Origin of the sequence: Humitalea sp. 24SJ18S-53, from assembly GCF_050632385.1 — a bacterium.
Taxonomy (GTDB): domain Bacteria; phylum Pseudomonadota; class Alphaproteobacteria; order Acetobacterales; family Acetobacteraceae; genus Humitalea.
The window spans coordinates 627,000-642,504 of the sequence record NZ_CP192599.1; the positions used below are offsets into that span (position 1 = coordinate 627,000).

Here is a 15,505-nt window from a genome sequence, read left to right on the forward strand (position 1 = left end):
ATTGTTCGCACGCTTGTGTCACCGCCCCAAACTGTCACGCGCCGCGCCGCAGGTCGAGGGTGCGGGGGTGATCGGCCCCGGCCACCACGCGCGGTTCGGGCATCGGCCCCGGGGTATGGCCGAAGGCGAAGAAGCGCGACCGCCGCCGCGCCTCGGCCGAATTGGCATTGACCGGGAAGTCTTCGTAGGAGCGCCCGCCCGGGTGGACGACGTGATGCGACATCCCGCCCAGCGAGCGACCGGTCCAGCGGTCGAACAGGTCGAAGACCAGCGGCGTCTGCGCCGCGATGGTCGGGTGCAGCGACGAGGGCGGCGACCAGGCCTTAAAGCGCACGCCGGCGACGAATTGCCCGGCGGTCTCGGTCGCCGACAGCGGCACGGCGCGGCCGTTCACCGCCAGGACGTGGCGTTCGGGGACGAAGCCATCGACCTTGACCTGCAAGCGCTCGGCGCTGCTGTCGACGTAGCGGACGGTGCCTTGGGCGGTGTTTTCCTCCGGCAGCACGTGCCAGGGTTCCAGCGCGGTGCGCAGTTCCATCTTGACGTCGCGCACCGTTGTTTCCCCGACCAGCGGGAAACGGAATTCGGCATGGGGCGTGAACCAGGCCGGGTCGATCGGCGCGCCGATGCTGTTGAGTTCGGCGACCGCATCGTTGAAATCGGCCATGCAGTAGTGCGGCAGCAGAAACTCGTCATGCAGCCGGGTGCCCCAGCGGACCAGGCGCCGGTCCCAGGGCTTTTGCCAGAAGGCCGCGACCGAGGCGCGCATCAGCAGCATCTGCGCGGCCGACATTTCCGCATGCGGCGGCATCTCGAAGGCGCGGAATTCCACCAGCCCGCGCCGGCCGCCGGGGCCGTCCGGGCTGTACATCTTGTCGATGCAGAATTCGGTGCGGTGGGTATTGCCCGTCATGTCGGCCAGCAGGTGGCGGAACAGCCGGTCGACCATCCAGGGCGGTGCGTCCTGGTCGGGTTTGATGCGGGAGAAGGCGATCTCCAACTCGTTCAGCACATCCATGCGGGCTTCGTCGACGCGCGGATGCTGGCTGGTCGGGCCGATGAACAGGCCGGAGAAGAGGAAGGAGAGGGACGGGTGGTTCTGCCAGAAACCGACCAGCGACTTCAGCAGATCCGGCCGCCGCAGGAAGGGGCTTTCCTCGACCGTGGCGCCGCCCATGACGACATGGTTGCCGCCGCCGGTGCCGACGTGGCGCCCGTCCATCATGAACTTCTGGGTCGCCAGGCCGACCTGCCGGGATTCCTCGTAGAGCTGTTCGGTGCGTTCCACCTGTTCGGCAAAACTGGTCATCGGGTGGATGTTGACCTCGATCACGCCGGGGTCCGGGGTGATCGAGAAATCCTGCATGCGGTCGTCATTGGGGGGCAGGTAGCCCTCTAGGAATATCTTTTGGCCGGTTTCGGCGGCGGTGGCCTCGATGGCCGCGACCAGTTCCAGCCAGTCCTCGGGGTCGGTCAGCGGCGGGCAGAAGACGTGGATCAGCCCGCCGCGGGATTCGACGGCGAGCGCCGTGCGGACCAGTTCGGGCTCCTCCTTGCCGACTTCCGGCAGGGCCTGGGCGCTGGGGCGGAAGGCCGGGGACAGGCCGCGGGTGCCGACGCGGTCGCGGATCATCTGCCGGCTGGACAGCGGCTCGACCGGGGCGAAGGGGTCGCGTTCGGATTCGGTGACCGCGGCGATCGAGGCATCGCGGGCCCAGGCCAGGCTGTCGAGCGGCAGGCGCAAGCCGATCGGACTGTCGCCGGGCACGAGGAACATGGGCGAGGCATTGTCCTCGGCATCGCGGAAGAACCAGGCGCCGGATTGCCAGCGGCGCTGCCCTGCATCCAGCACGCGGCGCAGCGGCAGCACCGAACCGACCGGGGAAGCGAGCCCTTGTTCGAAGACCTTGGCCAGCCGGGCGCGTTCCAGCGGGTCGCGGAGCTTGGCATCCTCGACCACCACATTCGCCGGCAGGCGCTTTTCGCGCCACAGGTAGTAGTGGATGTCCTCATGCGCCGGGATGACCAGCGTGGGATCGACCTGCAGCCGTTCGGCCAGGATGGCGGCGAAGGCGGCGGCATCGTCGGGCGTCGCGGTGCCGGTGTCGTCGTCGGAGGCGAGCAGGGCGGGGTCGGTCCAGACCGGCTCCCCATCCAGGCGCCAATGCGCCGACAGGGTCCAGCGCGGCAGTTGTTCGCCGGGGTAGAGCTTGCCCATGCCGTGATGCAACGCCGCGCCCGGTGCCCAGAGCGGGGCCAGGCGGCGCATCAGGCGGCCGGCCATGGTGCGCTTGGTCGGGCCCATGGCGTCGGTGTTCCACTCCGGCGCCTCCATGTCGGTGGCCGAGACGAAGGTCGGCTCGCCGCCCATCGTCATCCGCACGCCCAGGCGGTTCAGCGCGGCATCGACACTGGCGCCCGCCTCCTTGATCCGGCTCCAGGTGCGGTCGGTATAGGGTTTTGTCGTGCGCGGGGTTTCGCGGATGCGGGTGACGCGCATCTCGAAGCCGAATTCGACCTCGGCCTTGTCGGACAAGCCGCTGATCGGCGCGGCGGATTGCGGTTCGGGGGTGGAGGCGAGGGGGATATGCCCCTCGCCGGTCATCAGGCCGGAGGTGGCGTCCAGCCCGATCCAGCCGGCGCCGGGCAGGTAGACCTCGGCCCAGGCGTGCAGGTCGGTGAAATCGGCGGTGGGGCCGGCGGGGCCGTCCAGCGGTACCTCGTCGGCGACCAGTTGGATCAGGTAGCCCGAGCAGAAGCGCGCGGCGTAGCCGAGGTGCCGCAGCAACTGCACCAGCACCCAGGCGCTGTCGCGGCAGGAGCCCTTGGCATTGCCCAGGGTCTCCTCCGGATCCCAGACGCCGGGTTCCAGGCGGACGATATAGGCGACGCGCTCCATCACCATCTGGTTCAGCGCGACCAGCATGTCGATGGTGCGGATCTTTTCGCGCGGGACCGCGTCGATGATGGCCTTGAGGAAGGGGCCGGGGGGCGAGAGGCGGCGGAAGGGGGCCAGTTCTTCCTCCAGCACCGGGTCGTAGGTGAAGGGGAAGGTTTCGGCCTCAGGCTCCAGGAAGAAGTCGAAGGGGTTGATGGTCGCCATGTCGGCGACCAGGTCCACCGTCACGTCGAAATGCGTGACTCTCTCTGGAAAAACAACGCGGGCCAAAAAGTTGCCCTGCGGATCCTGCTGCCAGTTCAGGAAGTGCGGCTGCGGCTCGATCGTCAGGCTATAGGCCATGATCGGCGTGCGGGCATGCGGCGCGGGGCGCAGCCGGATCGTCTGCGGCCCGAGCGAGATCGCGCGGTCGTAGCGGTAGGAGGTCTTGTGCGTCAGCGCGACGTGAAGGGGCATCGGGGTTCCGCGACGGTCGTTGTGCCAACGTGTTTAGCCGGGGTCGATGGCGAATCTAAGCCCTGATCGTGCGCCGCGGCCGGGGTTTGGCCCCGCCGCGGCGCGATGTGACCGCGTTCACCGCAGCGAAGGGGCCGAACCGCTGAAAGGATGCACAGGCTCAATACCCGAGCGTGAGATCCACCGGGAATAGCAGCGGCGCGCCCGCTTCCAGCCGGGCAAAATTCTCCAGCACCAGCCGCGCCAGGGCCGGGCCGTTCGGGGCGGCGGCGATGTGCGGGGTCACGGTGATGGCCGGATGCGTCCAGAGCGGGCTTTCCGGCGGCAGCGGTTCGGTCGCCATCACATCCAGATGCGCGTGGGAGAGATGTCCGGAGTCGAGGGCCGCGATCAGATCGGCCTCGATCACCTGGCCGCCGCGCGCGGCGGAGACGACCACCGCCCCCGGGGCCATGGCCGCGAGTTCGGCGGCGCCGACGATGCCGGTGGTTTCCGGCGTCAGCGGCAGCAGCACGACCAGGGCGGACAGCCCGGCGAGGAAGTCCGGCAGGCTGTCCCGCCCCGCGAAGGTTGCGACACCGGGCACCGATTTTTCCCCGCGCGACCAGCCACGCACGGCGAACCCCAGCCGCAGCGCCACATCGGCCAGGCCCATCCCCAGCGCGCCCAGCCCCATGATCCCGACCGGCCAGGTGCCGGCGTCGCGCTGCGGCAGGCGCTTCCAGACCTTCTCCCGCTGGAGGCGGTCGTAGGTCCGGTGGTCGCGCAATTCGCGCAGTAGCGCATGCAGGCAATGCTGTGCCATGCCCTGCGTCACCTCATCGGCCACGACCCGCGCCATGGGCAAATGCCGTGGCAGGTCGGGCACCGCCAGCATGTGGTTCACCCCGGCCCCGGTGCCGTGCAGCAGGCGCAGATGCGGCAGGCTGGCGAAGATGTCCCTGGGCGGGCGGAAGGCCACGATGCAGCCGATCTGTTCGGCCATGGGCGCGTCGGGGGCGGCGAGTTCGGGATACAGGTACACGCGGCGGTCGCCGGATTGGGCGAGGAAGGCGGCGTGCATCGCGTCCTTGTCGGCCGGCATCGGGCAGATCAGCACGCCGCGGGGGGTTTGGGTCTCGGTCACTTTTGGCATCCCTGTGGCATGGCCATGGTTCTACCGGCTGCGAGGCGGACGTCACCCCGGCAGGGCCAGAAAACCGGGGGGGCCAGAAAAGCGGGCCACCGGCCGCGGCCCTGCGCAGGCAGGCATGCCATGGAGGTGACTTGACCCGGATGACCGCGCGGGATCGTCTGCGTGGATGGATCCGCCGCGCCGGATGCCATGCGGGGGAAAACATCGGCGCATTGCGCCCGTCCTGTCACGATCGGCACACCAGGATGCTGACGCATCTGGATGTGACCGACGCTTTCCACCGCCATGCATGGCCGCGCCTGGCCAAGGAACCCCGTCATGCCGCTTGACCGCCGTCGCCTGCTGACCGCCGCCGCCCTGCTGCCTTTCGCGGTCCATGCCCAGGCCGGTCCGCCAACCGCGGCGCAGATCCGGCAACAGGGATATTTGCGGATCGCCACCACCGGGGCGAATGCGCCCTATACCTTCGTCGGGCCGGACAATGTCCTGACCGGCTTCGACATCGACTGGTCGCGCGCGATCTGCGCCGGCTTGGGGGTGGAGGCCCGGTTTTCCCGCCTGGAATGGCGCGGCATTCTGCCGGGGCTGCTGGCCGGGCAGTTCGACGCGGTGATGAGCGCCGTGCGCATCACCCCGGAACGCGAGGCCGCCTTCACCCTGTCCGCACCCTATGGTTCGGATGACGTCGTGGTGATCGTGCCGACCCGCAACACCAGTGTGCGGGAGATCGAGGATCTGCGCGGGCTGACCGTCGCCGCCGCGGCCGGCAGCGTGCAGGAACAGGTGGCGCGGGAGTTGGCGAATGCCGGCACGCTGCGCGCCTACCCCGGCCTGCCGGATATCATGCTGGAGATGCGGACGGGCCGGGTCGATGCGGCGGTGGTCGGGCGCGGCGGGGCGGCGCATGCGATCCGCACGACGCAGGCGCCCTTGACGATCGTCGGCCGCGCGCTGCGCCCCGGCCCCCTGGGCATGGTGCTGCCGCCTGGCAGCACCGACCTGGTGGCGGCGGTGAACGCCGTGATCGCGGCGAGAATCGCCGATGGCACGCAGGCCCGGCTGTTCGCGCAGTGGTTCGCCGCTTGATAGATTGGGATTTTGTCGGGACCTATGGGCCGCATCTGGTCCGGGCCTGCTGGATCACCATCACCATCAGTGCCGCGTCGCTGGTGCTGGCGACGGCGATGGGATTGGGCGTGGCGCTGCTGCGCATGTCGCGCAACCCGGCGCTGGCGGGGGCGGGCTGGACGTTCATCTGGCTGGTGCGGGGCACGCCACTGCTGCTGCAATTGTTTGCCGTCTATTACGCGCTGCCGGCGACGGGGCTGCGGCTGGGGCCGTGGGAGAGCGGGATCCTGGCGCTGTCGCTGAACTCCGCCGCCTATTTCGCCGAGATCTTTCGCGGCGCGATCAAGTCGGTGCCGCTGGGCCAGGCGGAGGCCGCCTATGCGGTCGGCATGGTGCCCGCCCAGGCGATGCGGCGGATCGTGCTGCCGCTGGCGTTTCGCCCGGCGCTGCCGCCCTATGTCGGGCAGTCCACGACCCTGGTGAAGAATTCGTCGCTGGTGTCGGTGATCTCGGTGCCCGATCTGATGCTGACGGCGCAGAGCATCTATTCATCCACCTACAAGGTGGTGGAGGTGCTGGTGATGACCGGCATCCTCTATCTGCTGATGACCACGGTGTTGCAGGTGGCGCAGACCATGCTGGAAAAGCGCCTGTCGTATTACAGCGTCAAATGAACGCACCGGTCGTTTCCATCCAGGGCGTGAGCAAGTCCTTCGGCGCGCATCAGGTCCTGCGCGACGTGACCCTGGACGTGGCGGAGGGGGAGGTCGTCGCCGTTATCGGCCCATCGGGTGCGGGCAAATCGACGCTGTTGCGCTGCGTGAACCAGTTGGAACGGCATGATTCCGGGACCATCCTGATCGATGGCGCCCCGATCGGGCCGGGTTTGCGCAAACGCGCATTGGCCAGGCTGCGGGCGCGGGTCGGGATGGTGTTCCAGTCCTTCAACCTGTGGCCGCATTTTTCCGCGCTGGGCAATGTGATGGAAGGCCCGGTGACGGTGCTGGGCCTGCCGAAAGCCGAGGCGCGCGACCGCGCCGCCGCCCTGCTGGAACGGGTGGGGCTGGCCGACCACGCGCAAAAATATCCGGCGCAATTGTCGGGTGGGCAGCAGCAACGCGTCGCCATCGCGCGCGCACTGGCGATGTCCCCACGGGTGATGCTGTTCGACGAGGCGACCAGCGCGCTGGACCCCGAACTGGTGGGCGAAGTCCTGGCGGTGATGGAAGCCCTGGCCCGCGATGGCATGACCATGCTGGTGGTCACGCATGAGATGGGTTTTGCCAGGCACATCGCCCGCCGCGTGGTGCTGATGGCCGAAGGGCGCGTTATCGAAGCGGGTGCGCCCGGTGCCTTTTTCGACAACCCCCAGGAAGACCGCAGCCGCGTCTTCCTGGCCCGCGTGCTGTCGTCATAGCGGCAGCGCGGGGTCGATCACCCGCCCCGTCGCCACATCGGCGATGCCAAGGTCGGTCAGATGCGGGCCGGGGTTGCAGGCGAGCGACACGGCGGTCAGCCCGCGGAAGATCCTGAAGGGCGGCGCCCAGTCCACCGTCCGGTCGGCGGCATCGCGCAGGGCGGCGAAGGCGCGGGCGGTTTCGGGCGCGGGGGTTTCGGCCAGCAGCCCGGCGATGGGCAGGGGCAGCACGGTCAGGCGGCCATCAGGCTCCATCACCGCCATGCCGCCGCCGGCCGCGATCAGCGCATTGGCGGCGATCGCCATCAGGGCCGGGTCGCGCCCAAACACCATCAGGTTGTGGCTGTCATGGGAGATGGTGGTCGCCACCGCGCCATGGATTTCGCCCCAGCCGGAGGCCAGCGCCACCTGTGGCGTTGGATCGGCGCGGCCGTGGCGATGGATCGCGGCCAGCAGGGAATGGCCGGGCGGCACCATGGCGATGCCGTCCTGCGTTGCGACGTCGATGCTATCCCAGGTGGTGAAGCGCGTGCCGCCGACGACTGGCAGGGCGCCTGCGCCCTTGGGGCGCAGCGACAGGGCTTCGGGGGTCAGCGGCGCCAGGCGCATCGTGTCGCGCAAGCCGGCGGGTGGGCGTGGCGCCTCGGCCGTGGCGGGCAGGCCCGCGGCGTAGCAGCGCGCGACGGTGACGTTGTGCAGGTCGGACAGGACCACGATATCGGCCGCGCGTCCGGCGGACAGCAGGCCGATGTCGTCGCGCTTCAGGCGCAAGGCCGCGTGCAGGGTCGCGCAACGCAGCGCCAGCATCGGCGGCATGCCGCGCGCGATCACCCGGGCGATGGTGTCGCGCAAGCCGCCCTTGGCGACGAGTTCATCGGGAAAGACATCATCGGTGCAGAGCACCAGGGTCGCCGGAAACACCGGCAGCGCCATCACCGCCGCCACGGCCTCGGGCAGCAGGTAATCGTGGCTGCCGCGCAATTCGACCGTCAGCCCGGCACGGAGTTTTTCCACGATATCGGCGGCGGAGGTGATCTCGTGGTCCGAGGTCACGCCCGATGCCGCATAGGCTTGCAGGTCGGCGCCCGCCAGGCCGCGCGCATGGCCCTGCACGTTCTGGCCCGCCGCCATGCCGGCGGCGACGATGCCCGCCATGCGGGGCGCGGCATCCAGGACGCCCGCCATGTCCATGACCTCGGCCACGCCGAAGACGCCGTCCCAGCGCAGCATCTCGGCCATCTCGGCCGGGCCGATCTCGGCGCCCGCGACCTCCAGCCCCGGGGCGGATGGCACGCAGGAGGGGGCGGCGATGATCGTGCGCAGGCTCAAGCCGCGCGCCGCGTCGCGCGCCCAGCGCACGCCGTCCAGCCCCGCGACATTGGCCAGTTCATGCGGGTCCCAGACGCAGGTCGTCGTGCCGGCGGGCACCACGACCGAGGCATAATCCGCTGGTGTCATCAGCGAGGATTCGTAATGCAGGTGGCTGTCGATGAACCCCGGCGCCAGCACCATGCCCGCGACATCGTCGATGATCGCGGCATCTTTTCGCGCGCCCGGCGGATGCACGCTGGCGATCAGCCCGCCGACGATGCCGATATCGGCCGCGCGCAATTCGCCGGTCGCGACATCGGCCAGGGTGCCGCCGGCCAGCAGCCGGTCGAAGGGGGCCAGGCCCCGCGCCGCGGCGATGGCGCGCGCGCGGGTCACGGCGCGCGGGTGGCGCTGGTCGCCAAGGTCATCTCGTCGGTCCGCGCCTCGTAGCCGATGCCGCGCTTCATGGCCCAGGTGTTCACCTGGAAATACAGCGGGATCAGCGCCGTCTCGTCGGCCAGGGCCATGCGGGTCGCCTGTTGGGTCAGGCGCGACCGTTCGGCATCATCCATCGTGGTGCGTGCCTGCTGGATGATCGCGTCGATGGCCGGGTTGCTGAAGCGCCCGCGATTGGCGGTGCCGAGGCCGAGGGCCGTGTCCCAGGTGTGGATCTGGGTTTCCAGCATCCCCAGCACCTCGGGGTTGGGCGAGAAGCCCGCCAGGTTCACGGAATAGCGCAGTTGCGCCGCCTCGGTCAGCCAGGGGCCGCGCGGCTTGGTTTCGACCGAGGCCAGCAGCCCCGCCCGCGTCCACATCTGCGCCAGGGCCTGCACCACCTGTTCGTCGTTCATGTAGCGGTCGTTCGGCCCGTTGATCTGGACGGCAAAGCCCTGCGGAAAACCCGCCTCGGCCAGCAGGCGCCGCGCCTGGTCCAGGTCGAAGGGGTCCGGGCGCAAATCGGGCGAGGTGCCGAAATACCCGGGCGGGCCAAGGTCGCCCGCCGCCAGCGCCTGGCCCTGCAAGGTGCGGGAGACGATGGCATCGCGGTTGATCGCCAGGGACAAGGCCCGCCGCACGCGCCGGTCGCGCAGCGGGTTCGCCAGCGCCGAGCCATCCCGCGCACGGATATGCGGCGTGGTCTCGCGGTCGCTGTCCAGGGTCAGGAAGATCAGCCGGTTGGACGGGCTTTCCGCGACGGCAAACCGCGCATCGCCGCGAAACCGGGCGAATTGGTCGGGCGGCACGATCTCGATCAGATCCACATCGCCGGCCTGGAGGGCCGCGACGCGGGCGCCCGCATTGGCGATAGGTCGGAATTCGGCGCGAGCAAAGGCGGGCGCGGTTCCGGCAAAGCCGTCGTTGCGGGCCATGACGGCGATGCCGCCCGGCTGCCAGGAGACGTGGCGGTAGGGGCCGGTGCCGATCATCGCCCGGCCGGCATTGTAGTCGGCGGTGGTCGCGCCCTCGCCATGGCGCTTGCTGACGATCATGACCAGCGACAGGTAATTGGCCAGCAGCGGCGTCGGCGCATGGGTGCGGATGCGCAGGGTGCGGGCGTCCACCGCCTCGACCCCCGCCACGGGGCGGGTATAGGCGCGCAGGGAGGAGGGCGAATTGGGGACATCGCCGGCCCGCTGGATGCTGAAGGCGACATCATCGACTGTCACGGGCGCGCCATCATGGAAGCGCGCCCGGTCGTCCAGGGTGAATTCCCAGGTCAGCGGATCGACGATCCGCCAGGACGATGCCAGCGACGGCCGCAGCACCTGGCGTGCGTCCTGTTCCACCAGCGGCTGGAACCAGTGCCGGGCAAAGGCGAAGTTGGTGATGATGCTGGCGAAATGCGGGTCCAGGCTGGTGGTCGTCGCCTCGATGCCGATGCGCAGGGTTTCGGCGGGCGGAGCCGCCTGATTCTGGGCCAGGGCGGGGCTTGCGAAAATCGTGGCGGCGAGCAGGAAGCGGCGCATGGGGGACCCTCGCGGAAGTGCCGCGAAACTGCCACCATTGGCCCCATGTCGCAACGCAACACCCCCGATGCCCTGGCCCCGCTGGTCCCCGCCATGACCGCCTGGCGGCGCGACATCCACGCCCATCCCGAACTGGGTTTCGAGGAAACGCGCACCGCCGCCCTGGTCGCCGCCGAATTGCGCGCCGCCGGGATCGCGGTGACAGAAGGCATCGCCGGCACCGGCGTGGTCGGCACCATCACCGGCCGCCCCGGCAACCGCTCCATCGGGCTGCGCGCCGACATGGATGCGCTGGCGATGCAGGAGGTCACGGGGGCGGATTACGCCAGCACCGTCCCGGGCAAAATGCACGCCTGCGGGCATGATGGGCATACCGCCATGCTGTTGGGCGCGGCGAAGCATCTGGCCGCCAATCGCGACGGGTTTTCCGGCACCGTCCACCTGATCTTCCAGCCGGCCGAGGAAAGCCTGGGCGGCGCGATGCGCATGATCGAGGAGGGGCTGTTCGACCGCTTCCCCGTCGATGCCGTCTATGGGTTGCACAATTTGCCGGGCCTGCCGCTCGGCACCATCGCCGTGCCCAAGGGGCCGGTGCTGGCCAGCAGCGATACCTGGGAGGTGGTTTTTACCGGCCGCGGCAGCCACGGCGCCAAGCCGCACCAGGGCACCGACGCGACCCTGGCGGCGGCGCAGTTCATCACCGCCCTGCACACCATCGTTTCGCGCGACCTGGACCCGCTGCGGACCGCGGTCGCCTCGGTCGGGCATATGGCGGCCGGGTCGGCGCGGGCGCCGAATGTGATCCCGTCCGAGGTGCATTTGGCCGGCACCGCCCGGGCGCTCGCCGCCCCCGAACGCGACCTGTTGGAACGCCGCATCGGGGAGATCGCGCAAGGCTGCGCCGCGATGCTGAACGTCGCCTGCGCCTATCGCTACATCCGCCGCCTGCCGCCCACGGTGAACCACGCGGCCCAGGCCGCCATCGCGCATCGCGCGGCGGTCCTGGGGCTGGGGGCCGAGAATGCCCGCGACGACCACCCGCCGATCACGGCCGGCGAGGATTTCGCCGAAATGCTGCTGGCCCGCCCCGGCGTCTATGCCTGGCTCGGCACCGGCGATCCCCCGCATCCGGATGGCCAGCACCACAACCCGCACTTCGATTTCGTCGATGCGGCGCTGGCGCATGGCGCGGCCTGGTGGTGTTCGGTGGTCGAGGCGGAACTGGGGCAGGAGGCAGTCTGATGCATACGGTGATCGTGCTGGGTGGCGGTTTCGCCTTGCTGCTGGCCTGCCTGCTGCTGGGCCATGCCTGGGGCGGGATGCCCGGGGCGGTCATGGGCGGCAGGGTCTTCATCCCGCTGTGGCTGGTTCTGGCGGGGGTGAACCTCTGGGTCGGCACCACCCATGGCTACACGGTGGCGCAGGAATTGCCGATCTTCCTTGGCATCTTTGCCGTGCCGGCCGTGATCGCGGGATTGGTGTCGTGGAAACTGGCCTGATCCCCGCCATCGTCGATTGCGATCCGGGGACGGATGACGCGATCGCGCTGTTCCTGGCGCTGGCCAGCATGGATGTGCGGCTGGTGACGGTCTCTGGCGGCAATGTGCCGCTGGACCGGACGCTGGCGAATGCGCGGGCGGTGGTGGGGCTGGCCGGCAAGCCGGTGCCCGTCGTGGCCGGGGCGGACCGGCCGCTGCTGGGCCACCATCGGGCCGAAACGGCGGTGCATGGCGCCGATGGGCTGGGCGGGGTCGTGCTGCCCGATGGCCCGCCGGTGACGCCGGGGGTCGCGGCCGATGCCATCCGGGCGCTGCTGCGCGACGCGGCCCCGCGCTCCGTCGCCGCCATCGCCCTCGCACCACCGACCAACCTGGCCCTGGCGCTGGCGACGGAACCCGCGCTGGCCGGGCGCCTGTCGGGCATCAGCATCATGGCTGGCGCCTGGGGGGAGGGGAATTGGACGCCCTCCGCCGAATACAATGCCGCGATGGACCCCGAGGCACTGGCGATGCTGCTGGAGGCGGATGTCCCCATCACCCTGGTCACCCTGGACCTGACGGCGCAGGCGCTGATCACGCCCGCCGTGCTGGCCGCCCTGCCGCGCGATGGCGCCTGTGCCCGTGCCGCCCGCGCCATCCTGGGGGCGGTGCCGCCATCGCGGCGGTTCGACCATGCCGGCTTCGCGCTGCACGATCCCTGCGCCGTGGCGGCGGTCATCGCGCCCGCGATGTTCGGCTTTCGCCAGGCCGCGGTGCGCGTCGATACCGGCGACGGGGCCGCGCGCGGCCGCACCCATATCGACCGCTGGGGCCGCACCGCCCATGCGGCGAAAATCCGCATGGCCGAGACTCTGGACGCCCCGCGATTCTTCGCCATGCTGGCCGATGCCCTGCAACGCCTGCCTTGAGGAAACGAACGTGGACCTTCTGATATCCGGCGGCACCGTGGTGAACGAGACGGGGCGCTTTGTTGCCGATGTCGGGATCAAGGACGGCAAGATCGCCCATGTCGGCGGGCCCCTGCCCGCCGCGCGGGTGATCGATGCGACGGGACGCTTCGTCATCCCGGGTGCGATCGACACCCATGTCCATATCCGCGAACCGGGCATGACGCATAAGGAAGACTGGCGCACCGGCACCCGCGCCGCCGCGGCCGGTGGCGTCACCACCGTCTTCGACATGCCGAACACCGACCCGCCGACCTGGTCGCTCGATGCGCTGGCGCTGAAGCGCGCCGCCGCCGAACGCGATGCGGTGGTGAACTACGGGCTCTATGGGTTGCTGGACGAACGCACGCTGGATGCGATCCCGGACCTGGCCGCCGCGGGCGTCATCGGGTTCAAGCTGTTCTACGGCAATACCACCGGCAACCTGCCCGCGCCGAATGACGGCGCGGTGCTGGAGGGGTTTGAGGAACTCGCGCGCCTGGGCCTACGCTGTTCGATCCATGCCGAGAATTCGCCGATGCTGTTCTGGCGCGAAAAGCGCATGCAGGCGGTGGGGCGCGACGATGACTACGCGCATTGGTGCGCGCGTGCGGACATCGTGGCGTTGGAAAGCCTGAACCGCTGCATCGTGCTGTCGGAATGGACCGGGGCGCGCATCCATATCGTGCATGAATCCTGCGCCCGCTCGATCCCCTATATCCGCGACGCCAAGGCGCGCGGCGTGCCGATCACGGTGGAAACCTGCCCGCAATACCTGCTGATCGCCGCCGAGGACCTGACCGGGGCGCAGGCGGGGATTGGCCGGCTGAACCCGCCGATCCGTGAGGGCGCGCAGCGCGAACCGCTGCTGGCCGCGTTGCGCGATGGCATCATCGACATCATCGCGACCGATCACGCACCGCACGCGCTGGCCGAGGTGCAGAACCCGTCCAACTGGGACAATGCCTGCGGCTTCCCCGGTGTCGAAACCTCGATGCGGCTGATGCTGACCTTGGTGAACCAGGGACGTTTCACCCTGGAGGACTACGTCCGCGCCGCCGGGGCCGCGCCGGCGCGCGCCTTTGGCCTGTATCCGCGCAAGGGCGTGATCCAGCCAGGGGCGGATGCCGATATCGCCATCATCGACCTGGCCGCCAAATCCACCATCCGCGCGGAAAACCTGCACAGCGAACGCAGCCGCTTCACGCCCTATGAGGGGATGGAAACCACCGGCCTGCCGGTCGTGACCATCGTGCGCGGGCGCGTGGTGATGGAAGACGGCGTGGTCGCCGAGGCCGCGGGCTGGGGCCGCATGGAAAAACCCGCCATGCCAACCCCGGCACCGCGCAACGAGGCGACGACGACGCGCGCGATCCTGAAGGCGAATGCGATGCCGTTTTGACGGGGAGGCGTGAAGGGGGGTGATCCTCCCTATACCGCCCATGAGCCCTACCGCTTCCCCCCGAACATTCCAGCCGTCCTTGCCTTGGAAAACCGGGAGTCGGAGGGCTGGGATCCCCGCCCGATCTCCGGCCGGCCTGGTTCCAGCCAATCCCTGGCCCGACGACCGGCGGCATGGGACGCGGCCGTCAACGCAAGGACCGGTCCGTCAGGCGAGGTAGCCGGAGGCTCGATCCGCCTCACGCGCCCTGTCGGATCGTATCGCCACGCTGCCATGGCGGCCGCCGCCCGGCGTCCCCAGCAGGACCGTGTCGCCCTTCGCCAGGACATATTGGCGCTTCGGGTCCACCGCCTCGCCATTGATCCGCAGCATGCCGCATGCGCCGGGCTCACCACCCTCGATCCCGAAGGCCGGGAAGATGGTCCGTTCCGCGAGGAAGGAGACGGCGATCGGGCTTTCGGATCGGCTTTCGAGCAGCACCTCCTGCCCCAGCCCGCCCCGGTGGCGCCCGGGGCCGCCACTGCCGGGGCGCAGCCGCTTGTGATGCACGCGCAGCGGCGCGATGTGCTCGGTGATCTCGACCGGCGTGGACGACACGTTGGAGGGCCAGGAGAGGCAGGAAATCCCGTCGCCCTGCATGTTCGCGCCCATGCCGCCATTGAAGAAGAACATGTTGGCGTAAGGCTTGCCCGCCGCGTTCACGCCGGATTGGTTCATGCCCCACATCGGCGACCCGCAGGCCGCCATCACCCGCTCCGGCACGATCTGGCCGAGGCAACCGAAGACCAGCATCGGCAGGTAATGGCCGATCAGCATGCGGGACCCGCCGGAGGCCGGGAAGACCGGATTGACGATGCAGCCCGCCGGCGCCGAGACGCTGATGGGGCGCCAGGCGCCCTCATTGTTCGGCAGGGTGGCGCTGGTGCAGACTTTGATGCCGTACATCGTCATCGCGTCTGTGTAGCAAAGCGCGCAGTTGATCGCGCGATCGACCTGCGCATCCGTGCCGCTGTAGTCGACCGAGATGGAATCGCCCGCGATGGTCAGCGCCATCTTCAGCGTGACCGGCTTGTCCAACAGCCCGTCGGTCTGCAATTCGCTGCGATAGGTGCCGTCCGGCAATGCCAGGATGGCGCTGCGTGGGCCGCAGTTCCAGAACATGGCGATGGTGATCGAAGCGGTGGCGGCCGGGCTTGGCGTCGCCTTGCTGCCGCGCTTCCTGGTGGAGGCCGATATCGCCGCCGGCCGTGTGGCGACGCCCTTCGCGCAGGTGCTGGAAGACGACGCCGCCTATCGCTTTGTCTATCCCGACGCGGCGGAGGAGGTGCCAGCCCTGCGGGCCTTCCGGGACTGGATTCTGCGCCAGGCGGGCGGCTGAGCCATGGGGCCTCTTGCCGTATCCATGTATACATGCATTCATGGACG

At 69.6% G+C, this 15,505-nt stretch carries 13 protein-coding genes; 8 read left to right on the plus strand and 5 right to left on the minus strand.

The genetic code is table 11. The features are described 5' to 3' along the window. Positions 1–34: 34 nt before the first annotated feature. Both ACQW02_RS02990 and ACQW02_RS02995 read right to left on the minus strand, forming a co-directional pair. Positions 35–3,355: a DUF2126 domain-containing protein gene (locus ACQW02_RS02990; protein WP_431283795.1), complete on the minus strand. Its 3,321-nt coding sequence runs from the start codon at positions 3,353–3,355 to the stop codon at positions 35–37. A gap of 160 nt (positions 3,356–3,515) precedes the next feature. Continuing rightward, complete coding sequence (locus ACQW02_RS02995; RefSeq protein ID WP_431283796.1) at positions 3,516–4,481, minus strand: 2-hydroxyacid dehydrogenase; 966 nt, start codon at positions 4,479–4,481, stop codon at positions 3,516–3,518. Positions 4,482–4,808: 327 nt separating this feature from the next. On the opposite strand from ACQW02_RS02995, the gene ACQW02_RS03000 reads away from it, so the two are divergent. From ACQW02_RS03000 to ACQW02_RS03010, 3 genes are read left to right on the plus strand one after another with little or no spacing between them, the layout of a single operon-like run. Next, complete coding sequence (locus tag ACQW02_RS03000; protein WP_431283797.1) at positions 4,809–5,576, plus strand: transporter substrate-binding domain-containing protein; 768 nt, start codon at positions 4,809–4,811, stop codon at positions 5,574–5,576. After that, positions 5,573–6,232 carry an amino acid ABC transporter permease gene (locus tag ACQW02_RS03005; RefSeq protein WP_431283798.1) on the plus strand — a complete coding sequence of 220 codons (660 nt, stop codon included), beginning with the start codon at positions 5,573–5,575 and terminating at the stop codon, positions 6,230–6,232. Before ACQW02_RS03000 ends, ACQW02_RS03005 begins: the two co-directional genes overlap by 4 nt. Then, positions 6,229–6,975: an amino acid ABC transporter ATP-binding protein gene (locus ACQW02_RS03010; RefSeq protein ID WP_431283799.1), complete on the plus strand. Its 747-nt coding sequence runs from the start codon at positions 6,229–6,231 to the stop codon at positions 6,973–6,975. Before ACQW02_RS03005 ends, ACQW02_RS03010 begins: the two co-directional genes overlap by 4 nt. On the opposite strand, the gene ACQW02_RS03015 is transcribed toward ACQW02_RS03010, so the two are convergent. Next, the gene (locus ACQW02_RS03015) at positions 6,970–8,682 is read right to left on the minus strand and encodes an adenine deaminase (protein ID WP_431283800.1); all 1,713 of its coding nucleotides are present in this window, start codon (positions 8,680–8,682) and stop codon (positions 6,970–6,972) included. The genes ACQW02_RS03010 and ACQW02_RS03015 overlap by 6 nt on opposite strands. After that, positions 8,679–10,253 (minus strand): ABC transporter substrate-binding protein, encoded by a 1,575-nt coding sequence (locus ACQW02_RS03020; protein ID WP_431283801.1) that lies wholly within the window; start codon positions 10,251–10,253, stop codon positions 8,679–8,681. Before ACQW02_RS03020 ends, ACQW02_RS03015 begins: the two co-directional genes overlap by 4 nt. Positions 10,254–10,298: 45 nt before the next feature. Between ACQW02_RS03020 and ACQW02_RS03025 the strand changes: the two genes are divergently transcribed. From ACQW02_RS03025 to ACQW02_RS03040, 4 genes are read left to right on the plus strand one after another with little or no spacing between them, the layout of a single operon-like run. After that, a complete protein-coding gene (locus ACQW02_RS03025; protein WP_431283802.1) occupies positions 10,299–11,495 on the plus strand; it encodes a M20 aminoacylase family protein in 1,197 nt (398 codons plus the stop codon). Continuing rightward, on the plus strand, positions 11,495–11,752 hold the full coding sequence (locus tag ACQW02_RS03030; protein WP_431283803.1) for a hypothetical protein: 258 nt from the start codon (positions 11,495–11,497) through the stop codon (positions 11,750–11,752). The genes ACQW02_RS03025 and ACQW02_RS03030 overlap by 1 nt, the downstream gene beginning before the upstream one ends. Then, a complete protein-coding gene (locus tag ACQW02_RS03035; protein WP_431283804.1) occupies positions 11,737–12,660 on the plus strand; it encodes a nucleoside hydrolase in 924 nt (307 codons plus the stop codon). Before ACQW02_RS03030 ends, ACQW02_RS03035 begins: the two co-directional genes overlap by 16 nt. 10 nt (positions 12,661–12,670) lie before the next feature. Continuing rightward, complete coding sequence (locus ACQW02_RS03040) at positions 12,671–14,080, plus strand: dihydroorotase (RefSeq protein ID WP_431283805.1); 1,410 nt, start codon at positions 12,671–12,673, stop codon at positions 14,078–14,080. 207 nt (positions 14,081–14,287) lie between these two features. Here the strand turns inward: ACQW02_RS03040 and ACQW02_RS03045 are convergent, their stop codons facing one another. Beyond that, a complete protein-coding gene (locus ACQW02_RS03045) occupies positions 14,288–15,241 on the minus strand; it encodes a hydantoinase B/oxoprolinase family protein (protein ID WP_431283806.1) in 954 nt (317 codons plus the stop codon). Here ACQW02_RS03045 and ACQW02_RS03050 point away from each other — a divergent pair. Further along, entirely contained in the window at positions 15,240–15,458 is a 219-nt protein-coding gene (locus ACQW02_RS03050; protein ID WP_431283807.1) for a LysR substrate-binding domain-containing protein, read from the plus strand. The genes ACQW02_RS03045 and ACQW02_RS03050 overlap by 2 nt on opposite strands. The last annotated feature ends 47 nt before the right edge of the window (positions 15,459–15,505 follow it).

Coding starts and splice junctions, on each gene's coding strand:
- ACQW02_RS03025 (WP_431283802.1), top strand. CDS start 10,299: ATGTCGCAACGCAACACCCCCGATGCCCTGGCCCCGCTGGTCCCCGCC.
- ACQW02_RS02990 (WP_431283795.1), bottom strand. CDS start 3,355: ATGCCCCTTCACGTCGCGCTGACGCACAAGACCTCCTACCGCTACGAC.
- ACQW02_RS03020 (WP_431283801.1), bottom strand. CDS start 10,253: ATGCGCCGCTTCCTGCTCGCCGCCACGATTTTCGCAAGCCCCGCCCTG.
- ACQW02_RS03000 (WP_431283797.1), top strand. CDS start 4,809: ATGCCGCTTGACCGCCGTCGCCTGCTGACCGCCGCCGCCCTGCTGCCT.
- ACQW02_RS03050 (WP_431283807.1), top strand. CDS start 15,240: ATGGCGATGGTGATCGAAGCGGTGGCGGCCGGGCTTGGCGTCGCCTTG.
- ACQW02_RS03010 (WP_431283799.1), top strand. CDS start 6,229: ATGAACGCACCGGTCGTTTCCATCCAGGGCGTGAGCAAGTCCTTCGGC.
- ACQW02_RS03030 (WP_431283803.1), top strand. CDS start 11,495: ATGCATACGGTGATCGTGCTGGGTGGCGGTTTCGCCTTGCTGCTGGCC.
- ACQW02_RS03045 (WP_431283806.1), bottom strand. CDS start 15,241: ATGTTCTGGAACTGCGGCCCACGCAGCGCCATCCTGGCATTGCCGGAC.